Raw genomic sequence first — 18,160 nt, 5'->3', positions numbered from 1 at the left:
ATGATTGTAATGGTGAAGTTCATTGTCTCCCTCCCTGATTTTTTGCATATTCCAGCAAATATGCATAAGTATCTGAACGGATTTGTCTTTCTGTCAAGGTAATTGTTTGCTACCCTGTCCGTATTTCTCAGAGGGTAAGGGAAATGGTAAAAGTATCAGGAGAAATTGCGGGATATCCATAAATTGGGTAAGATCCTGCTTAGTATCTTTTCAACCAAGAAGTCTCTTCGCGAGCATTGCTCTTTCTGTCCCTAATAGCCGTAGAGCAATCCGATGGAACTGGTCAAGAGCCAATCCTCTGAAAGGCCGGGGATGGAACGCATCTCCCTGGTGGTAGCTCCATTCCAATGGGAGATCTTCTCATACCGCATCATGGGGACCATGACGGTCACCACCAAGGCTGAGTTGCTCTCCCAAATCCAATATTCCGCCTTGAAGACAGGGCCGACCACCCCTGTTACCCGAGGGCCGAAGTCGGTCATGGTTATTGAGCCTATCCCTACCTTGATAAGCAATTCCTCACTGAGAGGAAGCCAGATGCTTACATCGGTGGAGATGGTATATACCCCATATCCGGTACGGTCGGGATCGTAGGTGAAGAGGGAGGCAACCTGAGGGTATCCCAAGGGGATGCCAAGGCTCAGGTTTACCGATATAAGATCAAGATTGATATCCATTACAGACCCGGTCATCGCATAGCCGACCTGGAAGCCCGCTGCAATTGGGTTCTCCCTTGCCGAGAGTGAAAGGGAAACAGAAAGGACCAGGCAAAGCACCCATACTCTTCTCATTGGTTCCTCCTATAGGCAGATGTGAGGATATAGAGCAATTCTGAGGGGTGGTTTGGCCCTCTGTCCAGTCCTACTCCTTGCCCTTGGCAAAAGTAACTGAGAATTTTGACCAATCGTAGCGATAGGGTAGGTATGCAGGGTTCCCTGATAGGGTTGAGGTCCTTTCAAAAAAGTCTCTACATGAGAGCTATATAGTAGTGTACCTCCAAGCTAGGTTGCCAGGATTCTGCGAGGGTATGGACGTACATATGTGGTTGCCTAGAAACTGTAGAGGACTCCCACCGTTGTGGTTAGCAGGCCAAGAAGAGGAAGCAGGGGGCTGAAAAGTACAGCAGCAGTGTTTTCTTCGTCATAGTCACCTACCAGGACTCCAAAGAGAAGAATGGGGACATTGATGTTCAAAAAGAGCCCATAGTTCTTGTTTGGGATCCAATACTCTCCTTTGATGACAGGCCCTGCAAGCCCTCCGAATGACGGGCCAAAGTCGGTCAGGGCGATCCCTCCAAAGCCAAGCTTGAGGTCAAAACTGTCACTGAGGGGGAATGCAGTGGAAACGTCGAGGGTAACAGTTGCCAACTTGGGGAAGGCTTCTGAGGGGTCTGTATTGGCTGCGATGTAAGAATACCCCAAGGGGTAGTTTAGCCCGGCATTGAGGTAGAGCGGCCCTAACCCGACATCGACGACAAATCCAGTTGCGGCAAACCCTGCCTGAAAACCTACTGCTACATTGTTGCTTCTTGCTGAGAGAGGAGAGAGGGAGAGAATTGCAAGAGTAACAACCAAAAGTATTCTGATTTTTCGTTTGTCCATATGCCACCTTCTTTGTTTTCATACATTGGAATAGAAACACTCTCTTACGTATAAACAAAAGAGTGAAAGAATAGTGACAAAATTGAAAATGTGTATGGTTAAATCTTCTGAATCCTCTCAGTGGTAGGTGATTGTTTTCTCCAACCGGCCCTATTCCGCAAGCTGACAGCCAGCTCTTCGAGGTTGTGTTTCTCAGCAATTTGTTGGTTGTCATGCCCGGTGATGATCAGCCCAACTAGCTCTTTTTCCCTGTCAGTGAGCGTATCAAACCATGCAAACTGGCCAACAATCCTTGTATAGGTTTGGATTAGGCCCTGAACAGAACTATCCAGGCAGCAAAGCTGAGTGTATAGTGGACTCGTACCTAGTCCCGGTGAAGGGTATCTGTATCCTTGCTTGGATACTCAAGGAGCACTTCCTGTAAATCAGACATACAGAGGTGTCCATCATCAGGATTTTACCATCAGTTCATTGTGACTGAAGAAGATAAGGAGAGAACATGGGTGTATATGCCTACAGTGTGATCGGGATGAAGGGGGAGAGTGTTCCTCTTTCCACCTATCGGAATACGGTGCTTCTGATCGTGAACACAGCAACCCGCTGTGGGTTCACCCCCCAGTATGCTCAGCTGGAAGAGCTGTATGAGCTCTATGGCAGGCGTGGCTTTGCCGTGCTGGACTTTCCTTGCAACCAGTTCAAGGAACAGGCACCTGAGGATATTGCCGCTATCAACGAGATCTGTACCCTGACCTATGGAACCAAGTTCCCCCGGTTTGCCAAGCTTGAGGTCAATGGTGAGCACCAGGCACCCCTATATGCATACCTGAAAGCCCAGAAGGGGTTTGCAGGATTTGACCCCTCCCATGAAAAGAGTGTTTCCCTCACAAAACGGATGAGGGACGCTGACCCTGAGTTTGAGAAGGACCCTTCCATCAAATGGAACTTCACCAAGTTTCTCGTGGACAGGCGTGGTGAGGTTATTGCTCGATTCGAGCCAACGGCAAGCTTTGAAAGCATCAGGCAAGAAATAGAGAAACTTCTGTAGGGTTTTTCCTTACCAATGGGCAAGTGCCCTATTCCATCCTTATATAGTGTGAAAATACAATAGTGCACAATATATAAGGAGGTTCCCCTGAGCGAATATGAGCATGAAGGTACAGGACGAAACGGTGAAGCCTTCTCCCTCTCCTCCTACAAAGGAAAAGTCCTCCTGATCGTGAACAGTGCAACCCATTGTGGGTTCAACTGCCAATATTCCGAACTCGAAGCGATGTATGAGCAATACAAGGCGAAGGGCTTTGAAATCCTGGATTTTCCTTCCAGCCAGTAAGCCGGCCAGGCACCCGAATCAGACGCTGATATCAGATCTGTACCCTCACGTTTGGGACCAAGTTTCCCCGATTTGCGAAAGGTGAGGTAAACGGGGAGCATGAAATACCCCTCTTCACCTATCTGAAGAAGAAGCAGGGATTCGAGAGGTTTTCCACAGATCATCCAATAGCACCGGTCCTTGCCGACATGTTGGCAAAGGCAGATCCTGACTACGCGAAGAGCCCACCCATGACATGGCAGAGCTCTCCGAAGAGGTTGCCAGACTTCTCTAGGATTTCCTACGCAGTGTTGCCGTTCCCAAAAGGACTACGCATCTTTCGTTTTCGTGGCCTTTTGTTTCCTGCATTACGGTAGATGAAGAACTTGCTGAGAAAAACGCTACTACGAAGTTGGCGATCATCATCAGGGAAACTACCTGATAGTCGTTCCATCCAATCTCAACCAAGGCCCTACCAATCCAGGTTGAGAGGGGAAGGAACGGCAGGTAGTAGATTGCGAGCTTGGTCAATGCCCGGGGGATGTTGGCACTGCTATGAAAGGAGAAATGGCCGTCTACCATACAGGTATAGAGGATGCCCAAAAACAGGGCTACCAGGTAGCTTGGGGTGGAGGGGAGATGAAAAAGCTCTTCCAGAGGGGTGAATGCCCCGATCTGGATGAGCCCTGCACTGGGAGAATCGGATAAACTGGGAGTATTTCTCCCTAGAGGTATACTCGCTCATGGCAGGCATAGGCCAACACCAGGGCCCCTTCGAGGGCAGTCCCTTTTGTCGGGCAGACAACAATCTCTGACGGCAGGCCTTTGAGGAACAGTGCCCTGATGGTCTTGTCCTGCTCCAGGACTCCCCCTGCGAGGGTAAGTCGCTGCCTGAAGGGCATGGCAAGCCTGCTTTGCACGGAGATGACAAGATGTACCAACTCTTCTGCTGCCTCCTTGAGGATGGCTTTTGCAAGTGGGTCCCCCTTGTCTGCAAAGCTGGTCACATACGGGGCAAACTGGGCGACGGTTGCCTTGGCAAGGTTCTTGTCATTGAAGAACGGCACACACTCCTGCAAATCCCCCAGATGGAAAAATGAACGGATAGTACCATCCATGGTTGTTTCAAGGTCACGACCCTCCTTGCTTCTCAGGGTCCTGCGGACAGCCTGGATCGCGATCCACCAGGCAGAACCCTCATCGCCCAGGGCACTGCCCAGGCCTCCTGAGCGTACCGTCTCACCCCGATCATTACGCCCCATACAGATCGACCCGGTTCCTGCAATGAGGGCGATGCCGCTGACATCCAAATGTGAGCCTGTGAGCAGGATTTCCGCGTCACTTACCAGAACCCGGGGAAAATCCTCCATGAAATAGGAGTCGAACACAGCCTTCCACTTAGCCTGTTCCACCTGCCTTGCAAGGCCGGCACTGCCGAAGCAGAAGGCCTTGATGCTCATGCCTTGGAGTATCTGTTGTCCCCTTGCCTTATCCAGCAACAAGAGCACATTCTTTGCAGCCTGCTCGAAGCCGACTGCATAGGGGTTGGAGCTTGCCCCCTCATCCTGGTAGATTATCTGTTTTTCCTCATTCCAGATGGCAAGGCGGCATCGGGTGCCCCCTCCATCAAGCCCATAATATATTCCTTTCATGGGGGAAGTATGGGATGGGGTTGTGGTTGTTGCAACATATATTTTCAATTGTTGATGAAAATATGTACCAGTATGGTATGCTAGGGGTATGGAAGGATGTACCACTCTCTTACAACAAGCACTCTCATACCTCTCTCCCTCTGAGGCAAAGGTAGCTACCTACCTACTTGAACACCCCACACTGGCGGTAAAGCAGAGCATCACGACCCTTGCAAAGGAGAGCGGCAGCAGCACAGCTGCCGTTGTCAGGCTCTGCAAACGTCTCCAGTTCGAAGGGTATGGCAGCCTCAAGCTCGCCTTGGCCCAGGAGGTGTATGGAAATAGTGCACCCCGGAACGAGGGCCCCTATATCTTTGACCTTTCCAAGGCTGAAGGGGTAGGGTCCATAGCCACCATGATGGTCGATACCGTCTGCGAAAGCATCACCTCCCTGAAGGGAGTCCTCTCCAGCGGCCAGTTGGAGATTGCCGTAGAGCTGCTGCTTACCCGCAAGAAGATTCTCTTGGCAGGTATCGGAGCCTCGGCCCTTGCCGCCATGGACCTCTACCAGAAACTCGGAAGGCTGGGTATGTACGCCAGTTTTCCTAGTGAACCTGACCTGCAGATAGTCAACGCCTGTGCCTTGGACGAGCAGAGTGTTGCTGTCATCTTTTCCTATTCTGGGGAGACGAAGACCATGCGCCAGGTTGCACAACAGGCGAAGAGGGCAGGGGCCACAGTCGTTGCTGTCACCAGGGTAGGGGGAAACTCCCTCTCCAAGATCGCTGATGTGGTACTCACCGTCCCTGATAGTGAGGCCCTCTATCGCCAGGGCGCGACCCTTTCGCGGTTGAACCAGCTGGTGGTTGTGGACATCCTGTACAGCAGCCTCATTGCAAGCAGACCCGATGCAGAGCTGTTGTTGACGACCACCTGGAAGGCGGTAAGCCATGCATCAGGTCTCGCCGACCAGAAAAAGCAGTAGATTGGGGAAGGCCTCATCGCCTTCAAGCAAGACTTAGCAGGGAAGGATGTACAGATGATCACTTGTGGCTTGGACCGTATCTCCACATACCCCCATCTTTTTGATAACAAGCGCCTAGGGCTGGTAACCACCCCCAGTGCCGTCGATGCCCATCTGTGCTCCAGCATCGACCTTTTTGCATCCAGGTACAACCTCAGATCCCTCTTTGCCCCAGAACACGGGCTCTACTCCGACCAGGGTGCGGGATCGAGTGTGCAATCCTGGTTTGACAAGGAACGGTCGCTAGAGGTGCATAGCCTCTACACTGCCGAGTCCAAGGGACTCCAGATCAGTATGGTTGAGGGCCTTGATGCCCTGGTATTCGATATCCAGGACCTTGGATTGCGGTTCTACACCTACATTGCAACGTTGAAGAACCTTCTCAAGGATTGTGCAACCTTTGGCCTTCCTCTCATTGTCCTGGACCGGCCCAACCCCCTTGGTGGGGAGGTGGTTGAAGGAAACCTCCTCGGTGGGGACTCCTTCAGCTTTGTTGGACCGGCAGCGATACCCATCCGCTATGGCCTTACCATCGGGGAGTTGGCCCTCTACCTCAATGCAACAGAGGCTCTAGGCTGTGACCTCACCGTGGTGCCCCTCCTATCCTGGAAACGAACCCAATATTTTGACGACATCCAACGCCCTTGGATCATGACCAGCCCAGCCATCGGGCACTTTTCCACCGCTTTGCTCTATGCGGGGATGTGTTTGTTTGAGGGGACGAACCTCAGTGAAGGGCGGGGTACCAGTGCCCCCTTTGAGCTGATAGGCAGTCCTTTCATCGACCCGTTCTCCCTGGCAAGGGAGGCAAACGCCCTCGCCCTGGACGGGGTGGCCTTTACCCCAGCACATTTCACCCCCAGTGCGAGCAAGTACGCCAACCAGATGTGTAAGGGTTTGTATCTGCATCTGTTGGACAAGAATCGCTTTAGGCCTGTAGAGACGGCACTCCGCCTTATCAGCCTCATAGCGGAAGAGTATCCAACAGAGTTTGTATTCCTGCCAACCCACCATGAAAGATCGTTGTCAGGCTTTGAAAGGCTTGCCGGCAAGGGGAGCATACCCTTGCTGCTCAACGATGTTGAGAAGCTTGTCCAGAGGTGGAGAAGCCAAAGCGAAGCCTTTGCCAAGAAGAAAAAACCATACCATCTCTATGGATGAAGGAGAAGATTGTGAATAGAACAACCAAGATTGGACAGCACTTCGTCTGTGGGTTTCCCGGAACAACCATGGACGAGACCTTCATAGAGGCTGTCAGAACCTATAAGATAGCCAATGTCATCCTCTTTGCCCGTAACATTGAGAGCAAGGCCCAGGTAAGAACCCTCTGTGAATCGATCCAGGCCCTGGTCCGCAAGGAGTGCGGAACCGATGCCCTCATCGGCATTGACCAGGAGGGGGGTATGGTGACCCGACTCAGCGCTGACTGCACCAACGTCCCAGGGGCCATGGCCATCAGTGCTACAGGGGAAAGGGCCTCTGCCTATGAGGCGGGTACCATCACCGCAAGCGAACTGAGGGCCTTGGGCATCAACTGCGACTTTGCCCCGGTGCTGGATGTGAACAGTAACAAGGAGAATCCTGTCATTGGGGTACGCAGCTACGGCGACACAAAGGAGAGGGTCATAGAGTATGGCCTGGCCATGGCCGAAGGGTTGCAAAGCCAGGGCATCATGGCTGTAGGGAAACACTTCCCTGGCCATGGGGATACCCATCTTGACTCCCATCTCGCCCTCCCTACCGTTGATGCCGACCTGGAGGCCCTGGAGGAGCATATCGCTCCCTTCAGAGCCGCTGTCCTAGCAGGGATACAAGGCATCATGAGCAGCCATATCCTATTTCCAGCACTGGAAAAGAAGTATCTCCCTGCGACAATGAGCCGCGCCATCATCACCGATTTTCTCAAGGGGGAGCTGGGCTTCAAAGGCCTGGTCTTCACTGACTGCATGGAGATGCAGGCAATTGGCCGCTACTATGGAACTGTCGAGGCTTCCCTCTCTGCCCTACAGGCGGGAGTGGACATGGTCTGTATCAGCCACCATGTTGGTCTTGCCTGCAAGGCCATCGAGCGTGTCAAACAGGCATTGCTTGACAAGAGCCTCAGTGAGGAGGAGCTGGACCTCTCTACCAGGAAGATACTGCTTGCAAAAAGGATGCTCTCTGAGCAGGATAGCGTCGACTTCTCGGTTGTAGGCAGTAGAGAGCACAGCCTCCGTTCACAGCTGTTGGTGGAAAAATCCCTCTGCCTGGTCAATGACCAAGGCTTCATCCTTGGGGACAAGCCCCTGTTTGTCGGGCCCCGATGCTTCAAGGCAACCAATGTATCCAATGACGAGGAGATGCTCTCCTTCGCCTCTGAAATGGAAAAGCGCATTCCTGGAGGCTCCCTGGTTCTCTCCGACAATCCTGAGGCTGCAGAGATAGAGGAGGTGGCAAACAAGGCCCCCTACTACAGTTCCCTGGTGGTGGCCACCTATAATGGGCATCTGCACCTAGGGCAACTGGATTTGGTCAGACGCCTCAGCACCCTTGGCCTTCCCATCTGTGCGATAGCGCTACGCAACCCGTACGACCTGGCAGATCTTCCTGCCAATGTCCATACCATTGCCGCCTTTGCCTATACGCGCGATCTCTTTGATGCTTTGGCAAAACTACTGACCCAGGAGATTGTCGCAACGGGAAACGTCCCGGTAACACTGTAGGAGGTCGCTATGCCTGATATGTTGGTAAAACTGTATGCATTGCCTGAGTTGGAGACTATCCTCCAGCAGATGGATGGTCTGGGGCTCCAGATTCGCCGTGCCATGGCCCCTGACAAGGTGCGCATCCTGGCCTGGATAGGCGAGCACTCCACCCAAGGGGCTGTGGGGGAGGCGGATGTCTGTTTTTCCCATACCCCCATCTCCCTCTTCCTTGCCACCAGGGGATCTGAGATCCTGGGCTTTGCCTGCTACAATGCCACGGCCCCCAACTTCTTTGGTCCTACCAGGGTCCTGGAAGCTGAGCAGGGCAAAGGAATCGGAAAGGCCCTGTTGCTCAAGAGCCTCTATGCCCTGAAGGACCAGGGCTACGGATATGCCATCATCGGTGGGGTCGGCCCCGTGCAGTTTTATGAGAAGTGTGTTGGGGCAACCCTGATAGAGGGGTCCAAGCCAGGGATCTACAAGGACTATCTGGGGGTAAAGCCATGAGAAGGGTAGAGGCTCTGGCCTCAAAGGAAGAAAAGCTGGTCATTGGCCTGATGAGTGGTACCAGCTGTGACGGTATCGATGCCTCGCTGGTGCGTCTCCATGGAAACGGGCTTGCTACCCGGGTCGAGGAGCTTGGTTTTGTCTCACTCCCCTACGAGCCCTCCTTCCGCAAGCGTTTGCTCTTGCTCTCCCAAGGCAAGAGCGGAGGCAGTGAAGAGCTCTGCCTTGCCAGTTTCCGTCTGGGCGAGCTCTTTGTCGAGGCTGCAAAACAGCTGTGTGAAAAGACCTCTACACCCTACAGTGCCATTGACCTCATCGGCAGTCACGGCCACACCCTCTACCATATTCCAAGGGGGCAGGAGTATTTCGGTTCCCAGGTGCGGGGTACCTTACAGGTAGGGGAGGCATCCCTGCTTGCCGAGGAATTTCGCTGCACCACCGTCAGTGATTTTCGGGTCAGGGATATGGCCGCAGGAGGTCAAGGGGCACCCCTGGTTCCCTATACCGACTATCTGCTTTTTCGCCAGGACAGCATCAGCGTGGCGCTGCTCAATCTGGGTGGGGTGGGAAACATCACCATCCTACCAAAGGCATGCACCCCTGAAGAGGTCGTCGCCTTTGATACAGGGCCTGGGAACATGGTGATCGACGAGCTCATCTATCGCTTCAGCGAGGGGCGTTCTCTTTTTGATGAAGGTGGCAAGACGGCAAGCAAGGGGATCGTCAACTTTGCATTGCTGGCATGGATGGAGGGTGAGGATGAATACCTCCGACTCCCTCCTCCGAAGACCACCGGCAGGGAACGATATGGTTCCCACTATGTCGATGCCCTGCAGAGGCAGGCAATGTCCATGGGCCTCTCCCTCCTGGATCTTCTGGCGACTGCTACTGAATATACCGCTCTCTGTGTGCAACGCTCTGTTGAACTATTCTCTTCCGTTCCCATAGACCAGTTGATAGTCAGTGGGGGAGGTAGCCACAATATGATCCTGGTGAGGGCCATCGGGCGCCTGTTGCCCTCTGTTGAGGTCCTTACCCAGGAAGGGCTTGGCCACAATAGCGACAGCAAGGAGGCTGTTGCCTTTGCCATCTTGGCCAATGAGGCTGTTTGTGGAAGGGAAAACACGCTGGTGAAGGCTACCGGGGCCTCCCATGCGGTGGTTATGGGAAAGATTATCCTGTAGCTGGAAAATATTTTCATACTATTTTTTGGTTTTTATAAAAATGTTTATTGCTCTGGCAACATTTCGCGGTCTATACTACACAAGAGCTCCTCACTCATCCTGCTAAGCATTGTACAACACCCTGAGGGACCGATTGCACGAAACACCGCACTGCGGTTTTTCAAATATGCAAGGAGGGGTCTATGAAGAAAACCCTATGTGTTACTCTGTTGGTTTTCATGGCGGTTGCACTAACTCTGAGTTCTGCAGGTGTGCAAGAGAAAAAGAGTGATGGTCCCATCGCATTTTCCCTGTACTATTCGGACAATGCCACACTTCCGTTCAAGCAGGATTGGCTGACGGTAACCGAGGCACAGAAGCGGGTGAATGCCAAGGTGGAGTTTGAGATTATCCCCATCGCCGACTACCAGACGAAAGTTTCTCTGGCCCTGAATACCGGGACCAATGCCCCTGATGTGATCCTCTATCAGTCCACCAAAGGCGAGAATGCAGCTTTGGCCCTCAATGGTGCCTTGGTCCCCATCAGCGACTATGAGGCATGGACACCGAATTTCAATGCAAGGGTAAAGGAGTTTGGCCTAGGTGACGATGTTGCTGGCCTGAAGCTGAAGGACGGCAAGCGCTACTTCCTCCCTTCGCTCTTTGATGTTCCCTTCTATGATGGAGGCCTGATACTTCGGGAGGACCTGTTGGCCAAGTACAACCTGAAGGCACCGAAGACCTTTGATGAGCTCTACAATGTACTGAAGGTGTTCAAGCAGAATAACCCTGCTTCCTATCCGCTGACCATCCTTGCAGGGCCTCGGGTCCTCTACCGAATGACGATGCCTTCCTGGGGTATCTCACTTGGCAAGAATGGAGCAAGTGGTACCAACACCCTCAGTTGGGATTATGCCAACAAACGCTACTTTGCCGGTGCCATCAGCGAAGAGTACAAGAGCTACATTACCTTTTTCCACAAGCTCTACGCCGAAGGGTTGCTCGATCCTGAGATGGCTGACCCCATCGATGGGGACAAGTGGTCTCAGAAGCTTGCCACCGGAAAGTCCATGGCAACCTATGCCTACTATGACCAGGTCGGAGGGGTAACGGCAACGACTACCATCCCAGGGTTCAAGTTGCAGATGTATCCAGCCCTGGCTGGGCCTGCCGGGGCACACCACCAGCCCAAGAGCAAGACAGGAAGTGGAATCCTTTTCCCGATCAAGACCTCCAAACGGGCCGATTTTGAGCTTCTGGTAAGGGCCGTCGATGAGATGTTCTTCTCCACGGAGAATGCCAAGCTCTGGTGCCTTGGGGTTGAGGGAATTACCTACACCATGAAGGATGGGAAAGTCCAGTTCGTCCCTGAGATTCTCAACTCAAGTGAAGGTATCTACAAGAGCCTGCAGGTCAAGTACGGCTGCGGCAGTGATGTCACCCAGATGGTATGGGTAAATTCCCGTGAGATGACCAAGTATGATGAGAACTATGCACGGATCAACGCTGAAGTTGAGGCCATTGGAGACGTCATTCAGGCCATTCCCCCAAACCCGAAGTTTGACGATCGTCAGGCCGAACAGGCTGGGACCTTGCAGACTCCGCTTTCCGATGCATTTGAACGGTGGAATTCGGCCTTCCTGACAGGAAGCAAGGATATCGGCCGTGATTGGGATGCCTATGTCAAGGAGATGAAGGCCCTGGGCATCGAGAAGTTCACCGACCTGTATAACACCAGTCTGTAATGGGTTCTGCCCTGCCAGGGTTCTGGCAGGGCAGCTGTTCCTGGAGGGATGGATGAAGAGACCGGATTCTGCTGACCAAACGATTACGACCAGAAAGTACCTGGCCAGATATTGGCAACTCTATCTGATGATCGTCCTCCCTCTTTTGTATTTCATCATCTTCAAGTATGTACCGATGGTTGGGAACGTCCTGGCCTTCCGCCGCTACCGTCCAGGAATGGGTGCTTGGGGAACCGAATGGGTGGGCCTTACCTATTTCAGACGGTTTTTCGAGGATCCCGCCTTCTGGAGGGCCTTCAGGAATACCCTGGTCTTGAGTTTGCTCAACCTGGTGGTCAACTTTCCCATCCCCATCATCTTTGCCATCCTGGTAAACGAGGTGCGCCATCTGGCTTTCAAGAAGGTTGTGCAGACAGTCTCCTACATGCCCCGGTTCATCTCCACTGTGGTGGTGATCGCCATCCTTGGGGAGTTGCTCTCCCCATCCTCGGGTATCGTCAACCTCTTCCGCATGAAGGTCCTTGGACAGAAAGCCATCTACTTCATGAATGACACTACCTTCTTTCGCCTTATCTACATCCTGGTGGACACCTGGCAGTATACCGGATGGACTGCCATCATCTATCTGGCGGCCATCACAGCCATTCCCCAGGACCTCTATGAGGCGGCTACCATCGATGGGGCCAACAAGAGCCAACAGATTCTCTATATCACCATCCCCTCCATCATGCCCACCATCATGGTGATGCTCATCCTCAACGTGGGGCGGCTGCTCTCCTTGGGCTTTGAGAAGGTCCTGTTGATGTACACCCCTGACAACAGCATGGTCAGCGATATCATCGATACCCTGGTCTACCGCACAGGTCTTGCAAACCAGAACTACTCCTATGCTACTGCCATCGGCCTGTTCAGTGGTATCATAGGCATAATCCTTGTCGCAGGAAGCAACAGCCTGAGCAAACGCCTTACTGGCGATGGGATATACTGATATGAGGCAATACAAGACTTTTTCCTACCGCCTGTTCAACCTCTTTGTCAATCTGGTGATGCTCACCTCTCTTCTTCTCTGTCTGACCCCGTTTGTCTATATGATAGCCCTCTCGCTTTCCAGCCCGAAGGCCATCATCAACAACGAGGTGTTTCTCTGGCCAAAGGGATTCAACCTTGAATCCTACAAACAGATCTTCACCTACCCGAACTTCTTCCATGCCTATGGGAATACCCTCTTCTACACCTTTGCAGGTAGTGCCATCTCCCTTGGCCTGATGGTCCTCTTTGCCTATCCCTTGAGCAAAAGCAAGCTCAGGGGGCAAAAGACCCTGATGAAACTGGTGATTTTCTCGATGTTCTTCACCGGTGGGCTCATCCCCAACTACCTTCTGGTCTCTTCGTTGCACCTGGTCAATACCCGCTGGGCGATGTTGCTCCCCTTTGCCATCAACCAGTTCAACCTGATACTGCTCATCAACTTCTTCCGTTCGATCCCCAATGACCTGGAGGAGGCTGCCATCATCGATGGGCTGGACTACTTCGGCATCCTCATCAGGATCATCCTTCCCCTCAGTGGGGCAGCCCTCGCTACGGTAGGTCTCTACACCGCAGTCTTTTTCTGGAACGACTGGTTCAACGGCCTGATCTACCTCAAGAGTTCCCAGTTCCCAGTCATGCTCTTTTTGCGGAACATCGTTACCGGGACAAGCATGGTCGGCGATGCCGCCGGATCGGGGGACAAGACAACCATTGCCATATCCATCAAGAGTGCTGTCATCATAACCAGCACCCTGCCCATCATCGTCCTATACCCCTTCCTGCAACGGTATTTCGTAAAGGGTGTCATGATAGGTGCCGTAAAAGGGTAGGGTATCCAAGGTGATGTGAGGAGAAAAATGCTTGCCAGCTCATTTCTTCCTGGTGGTTGGAGAGAGCAATTGCATAAGGGCCAACCTATCTATGCTCGTACTATTTTTGCACATGTATATTGGAATCTCCGGGTCGGAGGAGTATAGTTATCCATTATGCAAGAGAAAGGCAAACTTAAGAAAATCCTATCGTTCCTTGGCCCCGGTTTCCTCATTACCGTAGGCTTTATCGACCCAGGGAACTGGGCAACAAACATTGAGGGTGGCTCAAGGTTTGGATATACCCTGCTGTGGGTCATAACCCTGAGTACCCTTATGCTGATGGTAATCCAACATACAGCGGCCAAGCTGGGCATTGCTACGGGTAAATCCTTGGCAGTTAACATCCGCGAGCATCTACCGAAACCCATTACGGCCATTGTCGGATTGACGGTGGTAGGTGCCTGTGTCGCGACCGACGTCGCAGAACTGCTAGGTGCGGCCATCGGCTTTCAGCTCCTGTTTCGTCTTCCTCTCTGGTTCGGTGCCCTCCTTACGGTGTTCCTGGAGGTCTTCCTTATCGTAGGGCAACGGTACCACAAGCTTGAGCGTACCATCATTGGGTTCCTCGGCGTCATTGCCCTCTGCTACCTTGCCGAACTGATACTTGTCAAACCGGACTGGGGCCAGGCTCTCCCTTCGTTTGTCGTACCCCGGTTGAGTTCCTCAAGCATCTACATCGCAATGGGGATGATCGGGGCAGTGGTGATGCCACACAACATCTTCCTGCACTCCAATGTGATCCACTCCCGTCAATGGGGTATCGACGACAAGGAAAAATTGTCCTTGCTCAAATATGAGCGTATCGATACCACCACCTCCCTTGTATTGGGGTTGCTGGTAAATGGGGCGATGATCATTGTGGCTGCAAAGGTGTTCCATGGTAACGGATTGGTTATCACCAGCATTGAGGAAGCCTCCAAGACACTGGTTCCTCTTGCCGGACCCCTGGCAGGGTTCTTTTTTGCCGTGGCTCTGGTATTTTCCGGAGTGGGGTCCTCAGTAACCTCCTCGATGGCTGAGGTGAATGTCATAACAGGTTTTCTCGGTCAACCTGAGGACCCAAAGACCTTGCTCTATCGGGTAGCAACCTTCGTTACCGCCATTCCCTCCTTCCTGATCATTCTGCTTGGGATGGATACCTACAAGATCCTGATCTTTAGCCAGGTCATCCTCAGTATCCAGCTTCCTTTCACCTTGATACCCTTGCTCTACCTTTGCCGGAAAAAGAAGATCATGGGGGCATTCAAGAGCAGTGTCCTTGAGTTTTCCGCGATGATCGGCATATCAGCCGTTGTCATCCTGCTCAACATGTATTTGTTGTATTCAACCTTTTCAGGAGGTGTATGATGTCTCCCTTCTCACACATACTGGTTCTCATCGATTGTTCCTATGCCGATAAGGCGATCATCGAACTTGTCCTCAAGCTGTTGGAAGGCTCTAAAACCGACGTTACCCTGGTTCATGTTGTCCATTCGCACACCCTCGACCAGGACCGAGCCCTCAAGGACCAGGCCGATACCTGCCTGGAGGAGGTCTACACCCAGTTCCTTGCTGCACAGGCCGGGGCTGTGACCAAGCTTCTTTTGAGTGGAGAGCCGGAGGTTGAACTTGAGAAGGAGATCAACCAAGGTCCCTATGACCTGGTGGCAATGGGGACCCATGGCCACAAGGGTTTTGGTGACCTGCTCTATGGCAGTGTCTCCCACCATCTCAAGCATACGGTAAAAACCCCGTTGCTCATGGTCAAGCCAGCAGAATAGGACGTTTTGTAATCCTTGTCTTCTTGCGCTTTGAAAGCCTGGATTCTGAAGATTCCAGGCTTTCTGGCACCCAGAAGGCGATGAAATGAAAAAAATACACTTGGGAAATAATCAATAAATATATATTGACAACTTGAGAATCTCCTGTATGCTATAGGTAGGCAATCGATTGCCTACACGCTTATGCGAGTAAGCAAACGTTTGCCTATGGGTAAGGAGCTCTCATTGAAAAACTATGCAACCCTAAAAGACGTAGCGAAACTGGCTGGAACAACCGCAGCCACGGTGTCGTACGTCCTCAATGAGAAAGAGGGCAGATACATCAGCGAAGAGACCAAACGCAAGGTTCTCTCTGCTGCCCAGGAGCTCGATTACGTCAAGTGTAATGGCGCCTCCTCCCTGAAGGGAAAAAAGCGCAAGCTCATAGGCATCATGATCCCACAGTTTGAGAACCAGTTCTTCACCAGGATCATCATCGCCAGCGAGGCAATCTTCGTGAAGCACGGCTATGACCTCATTATCTGCAATACCCTGGACAAGCCCGAGCGGGAGAAGGCCATCCTCAATCGGATGGTCCAGCAACGGGTCGATGGCATCATCATCACCCCGACTGCAAACGGTAGTGAGAATACTGCCCTTGTCAGAAGGGTGGGGATGAAGATGGTGGTCGTGGACCGCCCGCTTACCGATGTAGGGGATTTCTTCTGGGTCGCCACGAACAACTATGGCTGTGGCTCTGTGGGTGCCCGCCATCTCATGGAGAAGGGGCACCGCACCCTTGGCTATGTCGGTTGGGATAGCAAGATCAAGGACCTTGATGCAAGGCGTGAGGCGGTCTTGCACGTTGCCAAGGAGTTTGGTGCCCAGGTTTATGTGGCAGAGGGAGATTTCTCCCAGGAATCGGGCTACAGGCTCACCGCCCGCCTTCTGGATAGCCAGCCCGACATCACCGCCATCTTCTTCGGCTTCAATGTACAGGCCTTGGGCGGCATCAAATGCCTTTCAGAGAGGAAGATCGCTATTCCCCAGCAGGTTTCGGTGGTCATCATCGGGAGTCCCGAGTGGGTAAACGCTGGTACCAATGACTTTACCCATGTGGACATGCACGACCTGGCCCTAGGTAAGAAAGCGGCAAACCTCCTTCTGGCGCAAATCCAGAGTGAAGAGGATATTCCATTTCAGCACATAATTCAGGATTGTTCCTTAGTGGAAGGAAGTTCTGTTTATGATATTTCGAATAGGAGAGAAGAATGAAGAAGACTCTAGCTGTATGCATAGTGCTTTTGCTGGCTGTCGGTTTCTGTTTCGCCCAAGGCGCAGCAGAAGAAACCTATCCCACCAAGTCCATTAACATGACGGTCCCGTATGGTGCTGGTGGAACAACTGACCTGACCGGACGTGCCCTGGCCAACGCCATGGGACAGAAGATGGGTACCACCATCAACGTAGTCAACACACCCGGAGCCGGTGGAAGCGCAGGTTCCCTGAACGTCCAGAATTCCAAGGTAGACGGGTACACCCTGCTTGCCAACGGTATGCTGGCCTTCACCACCATGCCCATCAACGGTTACACCGACAAGACCTACCGCGATTGGGATATCTGGATTGCCACATTCGCACCCAATGCGATCATCGTACCCAAGAACTCCCCCTACAAGACCTTCGGCGACCTTGTTGCTGCCATCAGGGCAAACCCTGGCAAGATCACAGCAGGAACTGCTGGTATCGGATCAGGTGGTCACTTTGGTGCTGAAGTCGTGAAGGCTATTGCCGGAGCTCCCTACAAGCATATCACCTATGCTGGCGGTGGCCCTGCCCTGACTGCAACCCTTGCTGGTGAAGTGGACTTCTGCCCACAGCTCCTTGCCGAATACAAGGACCTTATCATCAGTGGCGACGTGCGTTGCCTGGGAACCCTCTCTGATGGTGATATCGAGCTTGCTCCTGGTGTCGTAGTGAAGTCAATCGGAAAGGACTACCCTGAGGCTGCAAAATTCCTGCCCATGGGCGAGGTTACCGGTATCCTGCTTCCCAAGGGCCTGAGCGAAGACAAGCTTGCTGTACTTGACGATGCATTTGCATTTGCTGTCAAGGACAAGGCTTTCCTCGACTTTGTCAAGCTGAAGAGTTTCGTTGCCATCCCAATGGGAAGGGCTGAATCCCAGAAGTATCTTGACACCTTTGCAAGCAAGGCTGCCTACCTCATGTTTGATGCAGGTGCTGTTGCAATCGATCCCGCAAAGTTTGGCTTTACCCGCTAAGCTTCCTTTGTTTCCAGGGTGTACAGGTTCTGTACACCCTGGTTTTTGACACCTCAAACAATTCAGGAAACTTCCCCATGGAAATGAAACAAAAAGACTTCAACATCTCCTTAGTGTTGGTTGGCCTCGGCCTATACACCACAATAGAGGGGGTACGTATGTACAGGAAGGCCGCAAGACCCCCTTACAATATTGAGCAATTCTCTATCTCTCCCGGCTTCATGCCCACTGTCCTTGGAGCGATGCTGCTTATATTGAGCATTGTCCTGTTGGCAAAAAGCATTAAGGGAACTGGCTTTCGAACCCAACTCTCAGACCTGCTGGCCTGGAGCAAGCAGGCCATCCATGATACAGACATTCGCCTGATGGTCATTGGGATGGTGATCATGGCTGTCTATTCCTTCTTCCTTATCGGACTGCTGCCATACTGGCTCTCCTCCGTTTTGTACCTTATAGCCCTCATGGCATTCTTGCGGGCAACCAAAGTATGGAAAATTATCCTGATCTCCTTTTTTGCCGTAGGTCTGGTCATAGTGTTGTTCCAAGTCGTCTTTAACGTGTCCTTACCCTAATG

General features: G+C 52.4%; 19 protein-coding genes. 15 read left to right on the top strand and 4 right to left on the bottom strand.

What is annotated here, in order from left to right:
* Positions 1–251: 251 nt before the first annotated feature.
* Both ROJ03_RS06415 and ROJ03_RS06410 read right to left on the bottom strand, forming a co-directional pair.
* On the bottom strand, positions 252–791 hold the full coding sequence (locus ROJ03_RS06415) for a hypothetical protein (RefSeq protein WP_313726178.1): 540 nt from the start codon (positions 789–791) through the stop codon (positions 252–254).
* Between the two features lie 258 nt (positions 792–1,049).
* On the bottom strand, positions 1,050–1,601 hold the full coding sequence (locus tag ROJ03_RS06410) for a hypothetical protein (RefSeq protein WP_313726177.1): 552 nt from the start codon (positions 1,599–1,601) through the stop codon (positions 1,050–1,052).
* A 499-nt stretch (positions 1,602–2,100) separates the two neighbouring features.
* On the opposite strand from ROJ03_RS06410, the gene ROJ03_RS06400 reads away from it, so the two are divergent.
* Positions 2,101–2,646 (top strand): glutathione peroxidase, encoded by a 546-nt coding sequence (locus ROJ03_RS06400; protein WP_313726176.1) that lies wholly within the window; start codon positions 2,101–2,103, stop codon positions 2,644–2,646.
* Between the two features lie 69 nt (positions 2,647–2,715).
* Positions 2,716–2,931, top strand: coding sequence for a hypothetical protein (locus ROJ03_RS06395; protein WP_313726180.1), 216 nt, complete (start codon positions 2,716–2,718; stop codon positions 2,929–2,931).
* Between the two features lie 270 nt (positions 2,932–3,201).
* On the opposite strand, the gene ROJ03_RS06390 is transcribed toward ROJ03_RS06395, so the two are convergent.
* Positions 3,202–3,492, bottom strand: a complete 291-nt coding sequence (locus ROJ03_RS06390; protein ID WP_313726175.1) for a hypothetical protein — start codon at positions 3,490–3,492, stop codon at positions 3,202–3,204.
* Positions 3,493–3,635: 143 nt separating this feature from the next.
* Positions 3,636–4,562, bottom strand: a complete 927-nt coding sequence (locus ROJ03_RS06385) for an N-acetylglucosamine kinase (RefSeq protein ID WP_313726174.1) — start codon at positions 4,560–4,562, stop codon at positions 3,636–3,638.
* 88 nt (positions 4,563–4,650) lie between these two features.
* Here ROJ03_RS06385 and ROJ03_RS06380 point away from each other — a divergent pair, with 88 nt between their 5' ends.
* The 13 genes from ROJ03_RS06380 (at position 4,651) to ROJ03_RS06320 (ending at position 18,158) form a co-directional block, all read left to right on the top strand.
* Positions 4,651–5,526: a MurR/RpiR family transcriptional regulator gene (locus ROJ03_RS06380; RefSeq protein WP_313726173.1), complete on the top strand. Its 876-nt coding sequence runs from the start codon at positions 4,651–4,653 to the stop codon at positions 5,524–5,526.
* Between the two features lie 54 nt (positions 5,527–5,580).
* Positions 5,581–6,726 (top strand): DUF1343 domain-containing protein, encoded by a 1,146-nt coding sequence (locus tag ROJ03_RS06375; protein ID WP_313726172.1) that lies wholly within the window; start codon positions 5,581–5,583, stop codon positions 6,724–6,726.
* Between the two features lie 11 nt (positions 6,727–6,737).
* A complete protein-coding gene (gene nagZ / locus ROJ03_RS06370) occupies positions 6,738–8,267 on the top strand; it encodes a beta-N-acetylhexosaminidase (RefSeq protein ID WP_313726171.1) in 1,530 nt (509 codons plus the stop codon).
* A gap of 9 nt (positions 8,268–8,276) precedes the next feature.
* A complete protein-coding gene (locus tag ROJ03_RS06365) occupies positions 8,277–8,756 on the top strand; it encodes a GNAT family N-acetyltransferase (protein ID WP_313726170.1) in 480 nt (159 codons plus the stop codon).
* Complete coding sequence (locus ROJ03_RS06360) at positions 8,753–9,940, top strand: anhydro-N-acetylmuramic acid kinase (RefSeq protein WP_313726169.1); 1,188 nt, start codon at positions 8,753–8,755, stop codon at positions 9,938–9,940. The genes ROJ03_RS06365 and ROJ03_RS06360 overlap by 4 nt, the downstream gene beginning before the upstream one ends.
* A gap of 182 nt (positions 9,941–10,122) precedes the next feature.
* Entirely contained in the window at positions 10,123–11,664 is a 1,542-nt protein-coding gene (locus tag ROJ03_RS06355) for an extracellular solute-binding protein (RefSeq protein WP_313726168.1), read from the top strand.
* A 52-nt stretch (positions 11,665–11,716) separates the two neighbouring features.
* The gene (locus ROJ03_RS06350) at positions 11,717–12,652 is read left to right on the top strand and encodes an ABC transporter permease subunit (RefSeq protein ID WP_313726167.1); all 936 of its coding nucleotides are present in this window, start codon (positions 11,717–11,719) and stop codon (positions 12,650–12,652) included.
* Position 12,653: 1 nt separating this feature from the next.
* Positions 12,654–13,523, top strand: a complete 870-nt coding sequence (locus ROJ03_RS06345; RefSeq protein WP_313726166.1) for a carbohydrate ABC transporter permease — start codon at positions 12,654–12,656, stop codon at positions 13,521–13,523.
* A gap of 156 nt (positions 13,524–13,679) precedes the next feature.
* Positions 13,680–14,912 carry an Nramp family divalent metal transporter gene (locus ROJ03_RS06340; RefSeq protein WP_313726165.1) on the top strand — a complete coding sequence of 411 codons (1,233 nt, stop codon included), beginning with the start codon at positions 13,680–13,682 and terminating at the stop codon, positions 14,910–14,912.
* A complete protein-coding gene (locus tag ROJ03_RS06335; protein ID WP_313726164.1) occupies positions 14,912–15,325 on the top strand; it encodes a universal stress protein in 414 nt (137 codons plus the stop codon). The genes ROJ03_RS06340 and ROJ03_RS06335 overlap by 1 nt, the downstream gene beginning before the upstream one ends.
* 225 nt (positions 15,326–15,550) lie before the next feature.
* Positions 15,551–16,579 (top strand): LacI family DNA-binding transcriptional regulator, encoded by a 1,029-nt coding sequence (locus tag ROJ03_RS06330; RefSeq protein ID WP_313726163.1) that lies wholly within the window; start codon positions 15,551–15,553, stop codon positions 16,577–16,579.
* Entirely contained in the window at positions 16,576–17,586 is a 1,011-nt protein-coding gene (locus tag ROJ03_RS06325; RefSeq protein ID WP_313726162.1) for a tripartite tricarboxylate transporter substrate binding protein, read from the top strand. Before ROJ03_RS06330 ends, ROJ03_RS06325 begins: the two co-directional genes overlap by 4 nt.
* A 77-nt stretch (positions 17,587–17,663) precedes the next feature.
* Positions 17,664–18,158 (top strand): tripartite tricarboxylate transporter TctB family protein, encoded by a 495-nt coding sequence (locus ROJ03_RS06320; protein WP_313726161.1) that lies wholly within the window; start codon positions 17,664–17,666, stop codon positions 18,156–18,158.
* Positions 18,159–18,160: the final 2 nt, after the last annotated feature.

The sequence above is a fragment of the Sphaerochaeta sp. PS genome (assembly GCF_032144095.1).
Lineage (GTDB): Bacteria > Spirochaetota > Spirochaetia > Sphaerochaetales > Sphaerochaetaceae > Sphaerochaeta.
The sequence above is the reverse complement of the archived record's forward strand: the minus strand, read 5'-3'. Positions and strand labels throughout refer to the sequence as shown.